General features: G+C 49.7%; 18 protein-coding genes. 17 read left to right on the forward strand and 1 reads right to left on the reverse strand.

What is annotated here, in order from left to right:
* Positions 1-147 precede the first annotated feature (147 nt).
* The 17 genes from ACN0YH_RS24915 (at position 148) to ACN0YH_RS24995 (ending at position 11,731) form a co-directional block, all read left to right on the forward strand.
* The gene (locus tag ACN0YH_RS24915) at positions 148-1,491 is read left to right on the forward strand and encodes a restriction endonuclease (protein ID WP_417382308.1); all 1,344 of its coding nucleotides are present in this window, start codon (positions 148-150) and stop codon (positions 1,489-1,491) included.
* A 156-nt stretch (positions 1,492-1,647) separates the two neighbouring features.
* Positions 1,648-2,037 (forward strand): hypothetical protein, encoded by a 390-nt coding sequence (locus tag ACN0YH_RS24920; RefSeq protein WP_417382309.1) that lies wholly within the window; start codon positions 1,648-1,650, stop codon positions 2,035-2,037.
* Positions 2,038-2,107: 70 nt separating this feature from the next.
* Positions 2,108-2,590, forward strand: coding sequence for a hypothetical protein (locus ACN0YH_RS24925; protein WP_417382310.1), 483 nt, complete (start codon positions 2,108-2,110; stop codon positions 2,588-2,590).
* 13 nt (positions 2,591-2,603) lie between these two features.
* Entirely contained in the window at positions 2,604-3,392 is a 789-nt protein-coding gene (locus ACN0YH_RS24930) for a macro domain-containing protein (RefSeq protein WP_417382311.1), read from the forward strand.
* A gap of 245 nt (positions 3,393-3,637) precedes the next feature.
* Entirely contained in the window at positions 3,638-4,144 is a 507-nt protein-coding gene (locus ACN0YH_RS24935) for a DUF5662 family protein (RefSeq protein WP_417382312.1), read from the forward strand.
* Positions 4,145-4,810 carry a dual specificity protein phosphatase family protein gene (locus ACN0YH_RS24940; protein WP_417382313.1) on the forward strand — a complete coding sequence of 222 codons (666 nt, stop codon included), beginning with the start codon at positions 4,145-4,147 and terminating at the stop codon, positions 4,808-4,810. It begins immediately after the preceding gene.
* A gap of 127 nt (positions 4,811-4,937) precedes the next feature.
* The gene (locus ACN0YH_RS24945; protein WP_417382314.1) at positions 4,938-5,654 is read left to right on the forward strand and encodes a DUF4261 domain-containing protein; all 717 of its coding nucleotides are present in this window, start codon (positions 4,938-4,940) and stop codon (positions 5,652-5,654) included.
* 46 nt (positions 5,655-5,700) lie between these two features.
* The gene (locus tag ACN0YH_RS24950) at positions 5,701-6,447 is read left to right on the forward strand and encodes a carbon-nitrogen hydrolase family protein (protein WP_417382315.1); all 747 of its coding nucleotides are present in this window, start codon (positions 5,701-5,703) and stop codon (positions 6,445-6,447) included.
* 174 nt (positions 6,448-6,621) lie between these two features.
* Positions 6,622-7,098, forward strand: a complete 477-nt coding sequence (locus ACN0YH_RS24955; RefSeq protein ID WP_417382316.1) for an RDD family protein — start codon at positions 6,622-6,624, stop codon at positions 7,096-7,098.
* A 72-nt stretch (positions 7,099-7,170) separates the two neighbouring features.
* On the forward strand, positions 7,171-7,569 hold the full coding sequence (locus ACN0YH_RS24960; RefSeq protein ID WP_417382317.1) for a hypothetical protein: 399 nt from the start codon (positions 7,171-7,173) through the stop codon (positions 7,567-7,569).
* Positions 7,570-7,622: 53 nt separating this feature from the next.
* Positions 7,623-8,081, forward strand: coding sequence for an NUDIX hydrolase (locus ACN0YH_RS24965; protein ID WP_417382318.1), 459 nt, complete (start codon positions 7,623-7,625; stop codon positions 8,079-8,081).
* 89 nt (positions 8,082-8,170) lie between these two features.
* Positions 8,171-8,629, forward strand: coding sequence for an NUDIX hydrolase (locus ACN0YH_RS24970; protein ID WP_417382319.1), 459 nt, complete (start codon positions 8,171-8,173; stop codon positions 8,627-8,629).
* Positions 8,630-8,732: 103 nt separating this feature from the next.
* Positions 8,733-9,134, forward strand: coding sequence for a hypothetical protein (locus ACN0YH_RS24975; RefSeq protein ID WP_417382320.1), 402 nt, complete (start codon positions 8,733-8,735; stop codon positions 9,132-9,134).
* A gap of 40 nt (positions 9,135-9,174) precedes the next feature.
* Positions 9,175-9,573, forward strand: a complete 399-nt coding sequence (locus ACN0YH_RS24980) for a hypothetical protein (protein WP_417382321.1) — start codon at positions 9,175-9,177, stop codon at positions 9,571-9,573.
* A 39-nt stretch (positions 9,574-9,612) separates the two neighbouring features.
* Positions 9,613-10,014, forward strand: a complete 402-nt coding sequence (locus ACN0YH_RS24985) for a hypothetical protein (protein WP_417382322.1) — start codon at positions 9,613-9,615, stop codon at positions 10,012-10,014.
* A gap of 43 nt (positions 10,015-10,057) precedes the next feature.
* On the forward strand, positions 10,058-10,768 hold the full coding sequence (locus ACN0YH_RS24990; RefSeq protein ID WP_417382323.1) for a HEAT repeat domain-containing protein: 711 nt from the start codon (positions 10,058-10,060) through the stop codon (positions 10,766-10,768).
* Between the two features lie 165 nt (positions 10,769-10,933).
* Entirely contained in the window at positions 10,934-11,731 is a 798-nt protein-coding gene (locus ACN0YH_RS24995; protein ID WP_417382324.1) for a phytanoyl-CoA dioxygenase family protein, read from the forward strand.
* A gap of 292 nt (positions 11,732-12,023) precedes the next feature.
* Here ACN0YH_RS24995 and ACN0YH_RS25000 read toward each other — a convergent pair whose 3' ends face one another.
* Positions 12,024-14,489 (reverse strand): MMPL family transporter, encoded by a 2,466-nt coding sequence (locus ACN0YH_RS25000; RefSeq protein WP_417382325.1) that lies wholly within the window; start codon positions 14,487-14,489, stop codon positions 12,024-12,026.
* Between the last annotated feature and the right edge of the window lie 58 nt (positions 14,490-14,547).

Genomic DNA, 14,547 nt, shown 5'->3' on the forward strand with positions numbered 1-14,547 from the left:
GGGCTGAAGTGAAAACAAAGAAAGCATCCCTGTTATAGTGGGGGTGCTTTTTTTATTGCGCCGAGTGTGATTCATGTTACCATAATCGGTGCTTACACTGTAATTGAAGGTAATTGTAGATCAGTCTCAAAAAAGAGGTTTCCTCTAATGGATTACAAGGCACAAGCATCCTGTATTAAACGGTATGAATCACTCAAGAAGTTGGAAAATGATACGCCTCAATCAAGAGGTCAAAAATTTAATCAGCTTATTGCAGATGTACTACAGGCGCATAATGTGCTTGCATTCGCGAATCATCGATCTATAGGAGAAATCGACGTTAGTTTTCGAATAGAGGATAAGCGTTACCTTTTGGAAGCTAAGTGGGAAAGTTCACCCATTAATAATGATCCAGTAGATAAACTTGCTGGAAGAATAAATCTGCGGGTTCCTGGTAACTATGGTTTTGTGCTTTCGATGAGTGGATTTACAAGAGATGCCCGGGAACTAGTAAAATATTCTAGTATGGGGAATATCATTTTATTGGGGGCGGATATTTTTGAGGCCCTGTTACTCGGGACAATAGATGCTGAAAAGATATTTGATTCTTTAGTTGACCTGGCTTCATTTGAAGGATTGTTTTGCCCAACATTGCAGGATATATTTCGGATGCATTTTTTGACATCGAAGAAAGCTCTTCGAATAGATCCGAGCTCTTTTTGTCAAAACCCTTCTTCAGAGTTGATCGAAGCACTCAGACCTGATGGAAATATTTCAGAGTATGATGTTATCTTTAGTAACCTCCCTGCCAAAAAGTGCGGCATAAGTGCCTGTAATTCAAAATGTTATTTGACACTTGATGATGGTGTTTACCTGCTCGAACAGAATGATCTCAAAAAGATTATTGATAATGATTTGGCTTATAACCGAGCTTTTTTCAGTGAATCACGCAATTCGCTTTTATTTATTTATCCAGGCAGTGTTTTAGAAGCATGTCAGGATGGAACACTTAAACCTTTGACAAAAGCATATCCAGGTTCTATTCAACTTTTTCAATCTGGAAAAAATATTCATCTGTTTTCGAATGGCTGGGAGTTATTTGATTCTCCTCCACGGATTTTGAAGTTTGTTGATGGGAAGCAATCAGAGGTCTGTTGTGATTATAAAGTGTCGACCGGGAGTGATGCAGCAATCGTAAATGAAAATGAATATGTAATATGCGGTTCAAGCGGAGTCAGACTTTACCGAAATAATCAAGAAGTATGGCATGTCGACTCAATAAATTGTTCCGCTATCAATGTTGATAGAAATAGAATCCTTTTCCTGGAAAATGGTGTACGACTTAAATCGGTAGACTTTCATGGAAAAGATTTGCATGAGATCGCATCATTTCGACTTGGCGGCTCGGTTGGTGACTTTGCTGTTATTGGTAATGATGAATACATTTTTCATCTTTACTATCACGAAGATCAGGAGCGAAAAAGCTGTATAGTTCGTGTGAAAATTCGATAAATTAATAGGTATGCTCGAACTTACTTGACATGCCTGGGAGCGTTATTTTTTATTACATACGCCTTACCTAACTATCTCCCCCTAATTGCACTTGGCTTGAATCGTATTTGGGACTGTTTTTGAAGGCATTCTGAAAAAAAGAAAAGGTGTTCTGAAGTGTCAAATAATGAGTTTCAACCCGATCCAGAACAGCCGGGCCGCAATGAGCAGACAGGTTTCTGGACGGAAACGAACTGTCAGGTCATTGAGCTGCCGCTGACAAAAGAATCCCTGGTTCTGGTCCTGCGCAGCGCACTGGATGCAGAGCAGTCACAATATACCCATCAGGAAATCGCCTGGTGGGCCGACAATTTTCATCAGGCGCAGTTCGACTTTGAGAACCCCATTGATGAAACGGTCGCCGACGTCGCCCTCGATCTCCATCTGCAATGGCAGATGCATCTGGACCATACCTATACCCGCGAAGAGCTGCAGAACCTGGATTTCTCAAAGGTCCGGTTACCCGCTGAGTGGTTTTCTAACTGGCTGGAACGGCTTGAGGGTTAGCTGGTTCGAGTGCTACATCAATGTTGAACAACAAAGAGATGCAGTGTGCGCGAGCCAGGGCAAAAGTAAAATGGATCTTCAGAAAATCACAGAATATCTCTTAGACAATGACAGCACTACAAGAGATATCACTTTTACTCCCGCAGTATTAGCAAACGTGGGGCCATTGATCCGTTTGCTTATGGCTGACTACCAGCAGGGGATTTTCTTTAACCAGGACGGTGTGCAAATTGAATTTGATTCCCAGGCAATATGCAGCTCACTTGATAGAGGGGCGGTTTTTGTATATGGAGATTTAGAATCAGAAACGGCTCTTTTTAGAAAAATAAAGCTGTTTTTAGATTGGGAGGAAGAAGGTCTGTGTGCTGTCGAGCTCTCATTTTTCCCGGATGACTTACAACCAGATTTTAAAATCGAACAGTTTCTATCGAAGTTAAACCTCTGGTGGGACACGCTGCAGGCGCGCGAGGTTTTTGTACGATACGAGAATGCCAGTTGGGAACAATATAATCCCAATGACCTTGGTGTTTTCTATCATCAAACACGGACTTGATAGTATCGACGTGATGACCACCTCACTCTCTATTGCAGGGCTTCAGGCAGGACAACGATCTGATTCGAACCTGAAACGTCCTGCTGGTGTCAGTTCTGAATTGTCACAAACGGTTTTCCAGATCAGAACTGACCCATTGAAACGGACCGTCGCCATGTCCCCCGATCCTTTACAGAAAAAACTTCGGCTGCAAATCCGCTTGACTGCCATCGATGAACCACTTTACCAGTCATGGCAGCGGTGGTGCGGCGATCTGCCGTTTGTGGAAGTGCACCAGGATTCGATCTTCAATGGGTCGGCGGATGCGATTATCAGCCCGGCCAACAGTTTTGGATTCATGGATGGCGGCATTGATCGACTCTACCTGGAACGGTTTGGACAGTCATTGCAGGACCGGGTTCAAAATCAGATCAGAGAAGATCATGGGGGCGAACTCCTGGTCGGTGCAGCAACGATTGTTAAGACAGAAGATCCTGAATTCCCGTTTCTGATCGCCGCACCCACGATGCGGGTACCCATGCCGGTGGAGTCGTCAATCAATGCGTTCCTCGCCGCCCGTGCGATCTTCCTGTTGATTCGTAATGGCGTTATCTCCTCCGGAGAGAACGCGGGGCAGCCGGTGCGCGAGTATGTGAAAAGCATCACGGTACCCGGTCTGGCAACCGGCGTGGGTCGTATGTCGCCGGTGCAATGTGCAAAGCAGGTACGTGCTGCGATTGAGGATGTCCTGCTGGATCGATTTCAGTTTCCCGACAGTACGTCACAGATCCGTAAACGGCATGATCGGTTACTGGGGAAGTGAGGAAATTTATTTTCCTGGTGAATCTATATGCCTGCTTGTGTCGTCTTCTGTTAATTTACTCCGTGAACTCTAATCTCAGTTTCCTGCTCGCTGCGCTCGGCCCGAATTGCATTCGGGCCCACCCATTTTTTACCTCTTCGTGTATGCTGGATGTGAGTCAGCCAGTATTATTGTAGTCGAACGAGAACAGAAGCAAATAATACTGACAGAGTGAGGTAAGCACATTGCAGGAACCAACGCCAGAAATGATTGCGTTTTATGAACGCCGCACGCAGGCTCATATTGAGCGTGTTCGCAGCTGTCTGACTTTGCTGGCCGCTGAGTCCGAGTGTGGGGCGGAACTCCTGGAACGGGCGCAAGTACATGATGCCTCCAAGTTTGGTCCAGAAGAGCGGGTGCCTTATATCTGGTTGACCGAATTTCATCGCTGTCGCTGGCGGAAGATTCCCTTTCAATATCCGCCGGGAATGGAAGAGCGGGTACAGTCTGCGATTCACCATCATGTCACCAGCAATCGACATCACCCTGAGTTTCACAACGATCCCAATGAGATGACCGACATCGATCTGATAGAGATGGTCTGTGACTGGACGGCCATGTCACAGGAATTCAACCAGGATGAAGGCAGCGCCCGAGGCTGGGCCGAGAGAACGATTGGACATCGCGTGGCATTCAATGACGAGAAGGCGCGGTTTGTGTTTTCGGTGATTGAGCAGCTGGACTGGTTGCGGGCTGGTAAGGATGATGGTTAAGTGAAAATCGGACTTCTACTTCTGATCATTGCATTTCTACTGGTGCTGGCTGCCGGGATACATCAGGGTTGGTGGTGGCTGCTGCTTTGGCCGGCATTCAGTTTTGCACTGGTAGCGGCGGGGTATTTTTATCTCGGTCCTTGTGTGTTCGGTAAATCGGAACAGGGGCTGATCCCGCTACGAAATCAGTTCTTGCTGCTGCCTTACCTGTTATATTTGATTGGAATCTGGCATCTGTCGAGGCTGATCAGGCAGGAACAGGCTATTCATCAGCTTACTGATACTCTACTAATCAGTCGACGGTTGTTATCGAAAGAGTTGCCGGGTCAGGTTGCGCATGTGATCGATCTGACCTGTGAATTCAATGAATCACAGGCGCTGCGGTCGGTAGGCTATTTCTGCTTTCCCATACTGGACCGCTCAGTTCCATCTCAAGTTGAACTGCGAACCTGGATCGAGAAAACGGCATCACTTGAAGGAACGGTTCTGGTTCACTGTGCAGAAGGTCATGGTCGGACGGGGTTGTTCACAGCTGCATTATTACTTGATTCCGGGCAGGCAGAGACAGTCGCAGAAGCATTGCAGTTGATTCAGAGACAGAGACCTCGCGTGCGATTGAGTCGAGAGCAAAAACAAATCTTAGAAGATTTTTCGAATGGGCATTGAGTGGTAACCTGTTACTGGTTGCAAAATGAAATGGCATGCTGCATGATGAGTAAACCGCCAGCGGATCAAGAGCCTATGACGAGTGTCGGCTCGATGCATTTCAGTTGCTCTATCAGAAAGTCGCACCGTGGAAGTAGTTGTCGGTATCCCTCTTGTTCTGGACAGTTATGAGGCGTTTCGCGATCAGGTGCTGTCGGTCGCGCGCGACCGGTTTCTGTTCGCCGGGCAGATTCTCATGTCGACGGAAAACAGTGCCGCGGTGAAGTGTGAGCTGTATGAAGCAGATCCCAACATGACGCTGGCGTTTGAGCTTGGTGGGCAGGGGACGATTTCCGAGAATGATCTCGCTGTGATTGCCGGTCATCGCTCGGTGATGTATCTGATTGCGGATCGCACCGGTTTGACCGAACTGCATCAGTTACACACCTTCATTGATGTCACGCTGGAATGTGGCGGACTGGGAGTGAAGTTTGAAAATTCGGGCGTCGCACACAGCCTTGGTTCCTGGCAGCAGAAGAGATTCTGTGAAAACAACCTGGACCTGTTGCAGTCGCATGTGATGCTGGCCGGCGATGAACACTGTTTCTACAGCACGGGTATGCATATCTTTGGTCTGCCTGACGCGACGGTGCCTGCGACAATCGAAAATCAGGCTGCGGCGCGACTGTTGACTGAGTTCAATCATTACCGCATTTTTGAAGCGGCGCAGATCAAAGATGGTCAGACCTTCTCGCTTGCAGCAGATACACCTCACTTCCGCCTGCATCTAAAAGAGGACGAAATCAATGCGGGTCAGGAATGTTTCGTCAACCCGTATGGACGATTTCTGCTCGAACCGCTTTAGCGTGATTCAGAATTTCGCTCTGTTCTGAGGCAGGAGTGTTGAGTCGATGACAAACAGAATCACGATCGCGGCGTGTCAGTTGTTTGATGTACAGGATGATCTGGAGCAGTCGCTGGCAAAGATCAAAGAGTATGCAACGCAGGCCAGTGAGCAGGGCGCGGCGCTGGTCTGCTTTCCCGAATCGTATCTGCAGGGTTACACGACAAAGGAAACACCCGCGCGAGAGCGGGCGCTGGATATTTCTTCCCCCCAGTTTGCTGACATATTGAAACGGCTGGAGTCGCTGCAGCCGACCCTGGTGATTGGTTTTATTGAGAAAGCCGGGGCGCAACTGTTTATTTCCGCGGCCGTTGTCAGGCAGGGAACGTTGCTGGGCTGTTACCGCAAGACCCGGCTGGCGCCCGGGGAACGATTGTTTGATCCGGGGACCGAGACGCCGACGTTTGAAGTTGAGGGACTGCGGTTTGGTGTGAATATCTGTTATGAGCTGAATCTTCCCGAGTGTGCAGCGACGATTGCCTCTCAACAGGCACAACTGATGGTCTGCCCCTGTTACAATATGCTGCACCCGGAGAATGCCGAATGGTGGAAGCATCGCCACAATGCGATTCGGGCCGAACGAACGCGGGAAACCGGACTCTGGCTGCTTTCTGCGGATGTGACCGGCACGCGCGACGGACAGATTGCTTATGGTCCGACGGCGGTGATTGACCCGTGTGGAACCGTCGTGGCGCAAGTCCCCCTGATGGAAGAAGGGTTACTCCTGCAGGAAATCCGGTATGAAAGTTTATAAATCATAAGGGCTTTTTTACGCTGCATTGGCTGCTGTGTTCAACGGAAATAGTTGAATAAGTCCAGATTCGAGTTGAACTTACGGCCCGAGTCCGGGTATTCTCAACAGAAGAAGTTCTATAAATAGACAACAACAAAATACCACGCGGGAACAGGCAGCAGGGAGTTGACAGGGATGAAATACGCAGGGTTCTGGATCCGGACGGCCGCGTACGTGATTGATATCGTTCCGATCAGTATCGTCGTGGTGACGCTCTTTTTTCTCTATACGGATTTCGGGCAGACGTGGATTGCCTATCAGGCGGATCGTGCGAACGTGGATGCACGCGTGCAGTTCATGACCGAACGGAACTGGATCTGGGAAATTTCGTTTGGCGTCTGGCTGGTCTATTGTGGGTTAATGGAAGGTTCCTCTTTTCAGGGAACGCTGGGGAAACGGCTGGTGGGGATTCGTGTGGTGGACCGGATGGGAAACCGGATTTCCTTTGGCTGTTCAATGATTCGAAACCTGTCGAAGATTACCTCTTACATCCCTTTTCTGATGGGTTTTTTCTGGGTTGCCGGTTCCCGGCAGAAGCATGGCTGGCATGACATACTGGCCAAGACCGATGTGGTTCATGGAGAATCCCGACTGCAGGAACACTTTGAGTAATACTGGACTGTGCTGGTTTGGGAAAGTCGTGGTAGCTTGACTTCAGTGAGCTCTCTCTAAACTGGAGGATTGATGATGAGACACTATGAAACGTCCGACTCGATTCGCGAGATGATCGCTTTTTTCCTGCCTTACTGTGATGACAAAATCACGCTGCAGATATTGCTCAGGATGAGTGAGTGCCTGGAACCCTGGGATGAGGCAGATGCGCTGTATGAGCGGATCAGACAAAAGACGGTCATCGCCCGTAAAAAGAATGAGAGCCGCGCGTTGGCACAATATGCGTTCGAAGAGAGTTGTGCAAAAACACTCTATAATATGTCGAAACCGGCTTCGCCTTATTACAGTGATGCGCCGTTCTGGGTAATCCCGCTGGGCTTCCGCCTGGCTTGTGCGCTGGAACTTCCGGATCCCTGTGCGTTCAGTTCCCTGCTGGACGATGACTCGGATCAGCGCTTCCGGTTCATGTGATTTCTTCACGACGTAAATTTAAGAGTCACCAAATACCTGTGATGAAACAGCTCATGACTGACATCTGCCTCGATATGAATGAGTACCGTGTGAACCTGCGGGTGGCGGCGATTGTGCGGCGGGGGGACGCGGTGCTGTTGTGCCGTCCGCCTGGACATGACTGGTGGTTTCTGCCGGGCGGGCGGATCAAGGTCAACGAAGATTCGCTGACCGCGATGCGGCGGGAACTGACCGAAGAAATCGGGCCGGGCTTTGAAGTGCGGAAACCGACAGTGATCGTAGAGAACTTCTTTGATCTGGAAGATCGACGGTTTCACGAAATCTGTACGGTTTACGAAGTCACCTGGCACGGCGGTTTGATTGCGGCGACAGTGGATGATGTGCAGGAAGAGTTCGACTGGTTCTCACTGGCGGAATTGAGGGATGTAGTACTCAAGCCTGATTTGATCAAACAGCGGATTTTGAATCCGCAAACGGAACTGGAACTGATTGTGAATCGAGAGAACAAATGAATTTCAGCAGACAAAGCAGGTTCGCATGACCTATCGCAACCGCGTGTTTATCTATATCACGAACGGGGATCACCTACTGGTATTTGACCATGTTGATTTCCCGGACGCGGGGACACAGATCCCGGGAGGCACCACAGATCCCGGGAGGCACCATTGAGCCGGGCGAAACACCGGAAGCCGCGGCGCTGCGGGAAGCACGCGAGGAGACAGGGCTGAGTGATTTTTCGTCGCCTGCATTGATCGCACGCCAGAAAATGGATCTGGAACCGTTCGGAAAACAGGAAGTCATTGATGCCTGGTTTTACCATTTGCAGTATGAGGGAGAACGGAAAAAACGCTGGCGGCATGCAGAGCAGACGCCCGGTGATGGAAGTTTGCAGCCGATTCTGTTTGAATTGTATTGGGTTCCACTTCGCGGGAAGGTATCCTTGAATGGTGCCGACGGGTTGTATCTAGAGCGCATCACATTTAACCATAGCGTCTGTCAATCTAATATACCCGGTCCAAGTGGACTTGGAGACGCTACAGTAAAACGGGACACAGTCTAGACAAAATTCATGATTGCTAATGCGGGTTGATTTGGTGTGCAGTTATTGAAGTGGATTGGCTGTAATATCCATATACAGAGCTAAGTCGGGAGAACGATGCTGGATGAAAGAGTCTTATAGTATCTATGATCTTTTGGAGCAAATTCAAAAACGACCTGCCATGTATGTTGGCTCTTTTGAGCTGGAACGAATTATTTTGTATCTGGCTGGTTATCGACATGCGATGATGGAACAGGGAGTCCGTGATGAATCTACGCCGGACTTCTCGGGATTTCATGAATTTGTCAGAGATAAATTTCAATTCCCAGGCTCCTCAATGGGTTGGCCAAATCTAATCCTGGCGAAAACAATGGGGCTGAATCCCCAGGATGTAACATGGGAAAATTACAATCAGGGAGTCACTCCGGAACTGCACAAGGAAGCGGTACTGGAATTTTTCCGACTGATCGATGAATACCGTTGTACTGAAGTGAATGACCCAACGGAAACTGAAACGCGTATTTAACCACTTCATGTGTTAAGATGTTCTGCTAGTGCTTGACGATATGAACCTGCAACTCGAAAGAGAACTATTTCAACGCTTTCTCCGTAAAGAGAAGGTGGATCGATTTCTTTGGATGCTGGAGTCGCCTAAACGACGAAATAAAATTTTTGATGACCTGCGTGACACACGTTATTTTGATGAGGAGTCATGTAAAGAATTAACGAGTCAGGATAAAAGTCCAGCGACGATTATAGATCGGCTCAAAAATCTTGGAGTTAAAAACGTAGTCTATATCATAAGTGATGATGACGATTATGATGGTACAGAGCAGTCTCTGGAACCATTTATAAAGGCACAATTATGGCACACTGCTGAGGTGCTTGGTTATTGCAGTAAATCGAAAGTTGGTTTCTTCAAAAATCACGAAGGTTGGTTTTATATTCTTTCAAACAATCGCTGAACCTTCATATCTTCGAACCTCGAAAAATCGGGACATGATATGTTGAAGACTTCTCTTGAAAGGAATATCTCAACGCGAACCGGGCTCTTGCTACTGCTGATCGCCCTGGTAGTTCCGTTGGTACTCTGGCTGCTGGTAGAGGCCCGTTTGCCATTTCTGATTGTTTTTCTGACTGTCCCTGTGATTCTAATCGGGGCCTGGCATGATCGCGGATTTTTGATCGGGTTCATATTTTTCTGGGGCGCGCCGATCGTGTGGGAGCAGTTGAGCATGCAGCCGGGGCAGGTCGATAATATGTTGTCGGGGCTGGTAATTACCCTGGGCTGGGTGCCTTATGTGATATTTTACGGACCGATTTTTCTGATGATCAAATCGAATGCTCGCTATAGGGAGAAGTGGGCCGGGACCACTTCTACTGATTCGCTCAAGAAAGCTCGGTAAGATATGATGTTCTTTAACTGGCTTTTAATGAAACAGGTGCCTGATGGTGACACGTTATGTTCTGGCGTTACTGATTGCCTTCTGTGTTTTTATCGGATTGCAGATGATGGGCTTTTTCAATCTGGTACAGATTCAGTATCGCGTGTGGACTCTGCATCGGCTTGAGTCCCGGGAAATAAGTTCAATTCCATGGGCGATGCAGTACCTTAATTCAGATGACCCCCACTTGCGCGCTGCTGCCGCAAGAGGGTTGGGCAGGATTGGGCAGGCAAATACATCTGTCGTATCAGCTTTAATTGAAAAGCTGAATTCAGACGTTCCAAGAGTCGCGTCAGAATCAGCAAGGGCACTGGGCAGCGTTAAGAGAACAGGTCTTTCTGGCAGTAATTCTGTTTCACAGTTAGAGATATCAGATGCTTTGGTGCGTGCCCTGTCTCATAAAAACTGCTCCGTGCGTTTATCTGCTGCTTATTCCATCAGCGAAAGAAGATTTAAGAGCAAACAGGCTATACCGGCTCTGGTCAAGTGCCTTCCAGATCAGCGGATGGGTTTTATGGCAGCGCGGGCACTCGGCAATTTGCGGGCCAGAGAGTCAGCCGGTGATATCGCAGCGTTACTGGGGGATACCTCCCTGGGTTATCAGGTAGAAGCGATTGATGCACTGCGTAAAATGGAGCCATTACCAGTTGAAATACAGACACAAATTGATCAACTGCTTGAGAACAGCCCAGAGCTTGAAAAGTACCTGCAGTGATCGCTGCCGATTGCTTGCCTGGTCGGGCAACAGAATAGGAGATTACACAAATTCACTACTTTAATTTTCAGAACTGGAATTGTATGATAGGCGTGTCTGCCGGAGCGGGGCTTGTGTTTTGAGCTTCGTTGTCGGCGTGTGTCTTTATGATCAGAGTTGAGAACTATGTCATCATCACCACAGTCCGTGTCCCAGGAGCGGCTGTCTGCAGAAGAAGTTGAAAAATTCGAGCAGGACGGCTACCTGATTTTACGTAATCTCTGTCCCGAAGCGTTGCGGCAGGAGATGCTGGCGGCGACACTGGACGGACTGTCGCGGGTCGTGGAGCCGGTCGAGTATGAAGCGGACGTGGAATATCCCGGTTCTCCCAGTTCGCGGAATGTGGCCGGCGGTGAAACCGTGCGGCGTCTGCTGCAGTCGCACAGCCGCGGGATGAGCTTCACGCAACTGGTGAACCATCCGGCGCTGGTGAATCGGTTGTCACAGTTGCTGGGACCCGATTACGTGATGCCGCTGGCACATCATAACTGCATCATGACCAAGCAGCCCGAGTTCAGCAGCGACACGATGTGGCATCAGGATATCCGGTTCTGGTCCTTTGAGCGGAGAGAGCTGATCAGCGTCTGGGTGGCGCTGGGCGAAGAGAACACGGATAACGGCTGCCTGAAAGTGATACCGGGCACACATCGTATGAATTTCGAACCGCATCGCCTGGACGAGCGGATCTTCCTGCGTCCCGACCAGCCGGAAAACCAGGAATTGATTCAGACCAGTGTGTCCGCGGAACTGCATCCGGGGGACATCCTGTTGTTTCACTGCCGGACGTTTCACGCAGCGACCCGCAATTTTACCGACCAGGCCAAGTTCTCGGTGGTCTTCACGTTTCGACCTGCGGATAATCCGCCGATCAGTGGAACGCGGTCAGCCAGTCTACCGGAACTGGTGATTCATTCGAATCCGTAGTTCACGCGTTTGACTTTTCCTCATCCGTGGGTGGGTCCGCATAGTATTCGGGCCGAGCGGAGCGAGCAGGAGGTTGTGGTATGATCGTGCGAGTTGATGCAGCGTCTACCGTGCGATCAGTCAGAGTTTCTGCAGTGCGATTTCTCACGAGTCAACGTGTACCCTGCGACAACCTCGAATTGCATTCGAGGCCACCCGATTGTTTTTGATTTCTCCCGGTCAAATAAGCTCTGGCTGTGAGCTGGCAGGCGGACACTGGGGTCTCTCCCTGCTTTTAGATGAGGACCCTGTGTTACTTAACGTGGCTGGAATCGAGTTCGGGCTGCGGTTTGGTATCGAGGAATTGAGCGGCACCGAGGTATTTTCCCCAGGAGCCGAAGTAGCCACGATAGAGCATGATCAGGTAAGCGGGCACGATAATGGGGCGGATGATAAAGGTGTCGAGCAGCACGCCGAATGCGAGGGCAAAGCCCAGCTGCTGCATGCCAACCAGGGTGCCCGCCATCAGCGAGGAAAAGGTGCCGGCCATGATGATCCCACAGCTGGAGATGATGCCGCCGGTACTTTTCAGAGCCGAGATCACACCGTCAACGGGATCTCTGGTTTTCTGTTCTTCATCGATGCGTGTAATCAGGTAGATATTATAGTCTTCGCCGACGGCAATCAGGATGGTGAAGAGGAACATGGGGACTTTCCAGTCGAGGCCGGTAAAGTTGTGTGGATCGAGGGCCCAGAAGACGGTAAAGGTCACTCCCAGTGTCACCAGATAGCTGAAGAAGACACTCAAGATCAGGTAAGCCGAGATCGCAGGTCTACGCAGCAGGATCACCAGGATGATAAAGACGCTGGCGAGTACCAGGATATCAATACGGGCCTGATCCTGGTCGGTTACATTTTTAAGGTCGGTAATGCTGGCCGTCGCGCCGATGTAATAGAGTTGCGTGTTGTCACGCAGATGTGCGGGCAGCGATTTACTGACTGCTTTTTTGACTCGTTCCAGTTGTATCATACTGTCATGCGAGAAGGGATCTTTTTCGAGGATCAGATCCATGCGGGTGACATGATTTTCCAGTTCGGGCTCGGAGCTGACGTAATAATTCTTGATGACTTTAATGCGACTGATGGCGCGTAATTTTGCCAGGCCGCGCAGGTCTTTTGCCTTTTCCATCTCATCCGCGGCACCGATCCCGAATGGTTTGGTCATATTGCGGATATCGGCGATGCCCAGTTCCTCTTTATTATTTAAGAGGTCATCGGTCAGTTTTTCGATGGCTTCGCGACCTTTGGAATCGGAAAAATTGACGTCGGGATTTTCAAACAGCAGGGTCAGGGGGCCCGTTGCTCCCGCGGGGTAGTGTCCCTGAACGGCTTTCGTGCCAACCACACTGGGGTCTTCACTGGGGAGTTCGGATAAGAGTCCGTAACTTAAGTTTCCATAACAGGCCAGGGTGATCAAGGCAAAGGGGAAGAGAATCAGGAAGGTGGAGAGCCAGATCTTTCCCGGTTTTTTGAGTAGTGCCAGCGAAACAGATTCCCAGAGGGAACCGGCCCAGTTGCGTTGCATCAGGCGTGCCATGACGCTGGAAGGGGTCAGCCAGCCGGCGGAAATCGCGACGCGTTCATTGAATGTCTGCGGCCAGTAAGCAAAACGACCAGCCAGACAGAGCAGAGCTGGTGACAGTGTGAGGGAGGCGATCAGTACGAAGAACAGGCTGAGTGCCATGGCGATGCCGGCCTGCTGGAACTTGCCGAATTCAGCAAAATACATCATTCCGATGCCGCACATGGTGGTGCCTGCACTGGCAGCCAGGGCGGAGCCGACGGTAGCGATGGAGTTGGATACGGCTTCTTTAAAGGTGCATTCCCTGTCCAGTTCCTCCCGATGTCGGGCGATCAGGAACAGACAGTAGTCGACACCCGCGCCGTAGAGAATGACAGTCACGTAGATTTCGATGCCGGAGAACAGGCCCACCCAGCCCCAGTCGCCCAGAATCGCCAGGACGGAAAGTGCGATTTTGACTGAGACGAATACGGTGAAGAGAGGGATTAATGCTAGAATCGGCGCGCGATAAATGATGATCAGCAGCAGGATGACCAGGAGCACCGTCCAGAGTTCGGTAGCTTCTGCGCTCTGGTTCGCCGCCCGGATCATATCGCGGCCCACCGTAGCGATGCCGCTGAGGGTGATATCGAGTCCGGGCTCTATCGTTTTTTTGAATTCATCCTTATCGAGGAGGGTCTCAATACTTTCAACGGTTTTCGCGTTACTCTGATCAAGAAATTCTGTAGAGAGTTCAACGATGACCAGTGAGGCTTTGTTATCCTCGCTCTGCAGCAGGTCCCCGATGGATTTATCGGTATAAGTTCGAATGCGCGAAATATTCGACTTATTGGAATCGATGCCGTGCTCTTTGCTCTCGGTGGCATAGCCTCCCTGTTCTTCCACAATATTTTCAAGCTGTGGTTTGAGGGTGTCCTCGATAAATTTGAGGTCTTGCGGCCGGAGTCCCTGGTCGCCATGTTCGCGCCGGACCACGATCACAATGCTGCTGGCCAGCAGATCATCGGGGAAGGCGCGCTTGAACAGTTTCTCGCCCTGCAGACTGGGTGAGTCAGCCGGTAGAAACGCAAATTCGCCGTTTTGAACAACTGAAGACCATTCTGGTGCGACGTAGGAGATCCCTGCTACTGCCACAACCCAGCATACAAGAATGATTTGCCAGTAACGGACTACAGTGTTGCCTAAAACTCGAAACATAGAGATTGCTAACAAAGAGCGAATGAAGAGACGTAAAATACAATCTGGGAAGACACTA

Source organism: Gimesia sp. (assembly GCF_048262075.1).
In the GTDB taxonomy this organism is placed as follows: domain Bacteria; phylum Planctomycetota; class Planctomycetia; order Planctomycetales; family Planctomycetaceae; genus Gimesia.

What these genes read in the sequence shown, in the direction of transcription:
- ACN0YH_RS24935 (WP_417382312.1), top strand. Translation starts at nt 3,638, where the DNA reads ATGATTGCGTTTTATGAACGCCGCACGCAGGCTCATATTGAGCGTGTT.
- ACN0YH_RS24930 (WP_417382311.1), top strand. Translation starts at nt 2,604, where the DNA reads ATGACCACCTCACTCTCTATTGCAGGGCTTCAGGCAGGACAACGATCT.
- ACN0YH_RS24990 (WP_417382323.1), top strand. Translation starts at nt 10,058, where the DNA reads ATGGTGACACGTTATGTTCTGGCGTTACTGATTGCCTTCTGTGTTTTT.
- ACN0YH_RS24970 (WP_417382319.1), top strand. Translation starts at nt 8,171, where the DNA reads ATGTTGATTTCCCGGACGCGGGGACACAGATCCCGGGAGGCACCACAG.
- ACN0YH_RS24975 (WP_417382320.1), top strand. Translation starts at nt 8,733, where the DNA reads ATGAAAGAGTCTTATAGTATCTATGATCTTTTGGAGCAAATTCAAAAA.
- ACN0YH_RS24980 (WP_417382321.1), top strand. Translation starts at nt 9,175, where the DNA reads ATGAACCTGCAACTCGAAAGAGAACTATTTCAACGCTTTCTCCGTAAA.
- ACN0YH_RS25000 (WP_417382325.1), bottom strand. Translation starts at nt 14,489, where the DNA reads ATGTTTCGAGTTTTAGGCAACACTGTAGTCCGTTACTGGCAAATCATT.
- ACN0YH_RS24985 (WP_417382322.1), top strand. Translation starts at nt 9,613, where the DNA reads ATGTTGAAGACTTCTCTTGAAAGGAATATCTCAACGCGAACCGGGCTC.
- ACN0YH_RS24995 (WP_417382324.1), top strand. Translation starts at nt 10,934, where the DNA reads ATGTCATCATCACCACAGTCCGTGTCCCAGGAGCGGCTGTCTGCAGAA.
- ACN0YH_RS24955 (WP_417382316.1), top strand. Translation starts at nt 6,622, where the DNA reads ATGAAATACGCAGGGTTCTGGATCCGGACGGCCGCGTACGTGATTGAT.
- ACN0YH_RS24960 (WP_417382317.1), top strand. Translation starts at nt 7,171, where the DNA reads ATGATGAGACACTATGAAACGTCCGACTCGATTCGCGAGATGATCGCT.
- ACN0YH_RS24925 (WP_417382310.1), top strand. Translation starts at nt 2,108, where the DNA reads ATGGATCTTCAGAAAATCACAGAATATCTCTTAGACAATGACAGCACT.
- ACN0YH_RS24915 (WP_417382308.1), top strand. Translation starts at nt 148, where the DNA reads ATGGATTACAAGGCACAAGCATCCTGTATTAAACGGTATGAATCACTC.
- ACN0YH_RS24965 (WP_417382318.1), top strand. Translation starts at nt 7,623, where the DNA reads ATGACTGACATCTGCCTCGATATGAATGAGTACCGTGTGAACCTGCGG.
- ACN0YH_RS24950 (WP_417382315.1), top strand. Translation starts at nt 5,701, where the DNA reads ATGACAAACAGAATCACGATCGCGGCGTGTCAGTTGTTTGATGTACAG.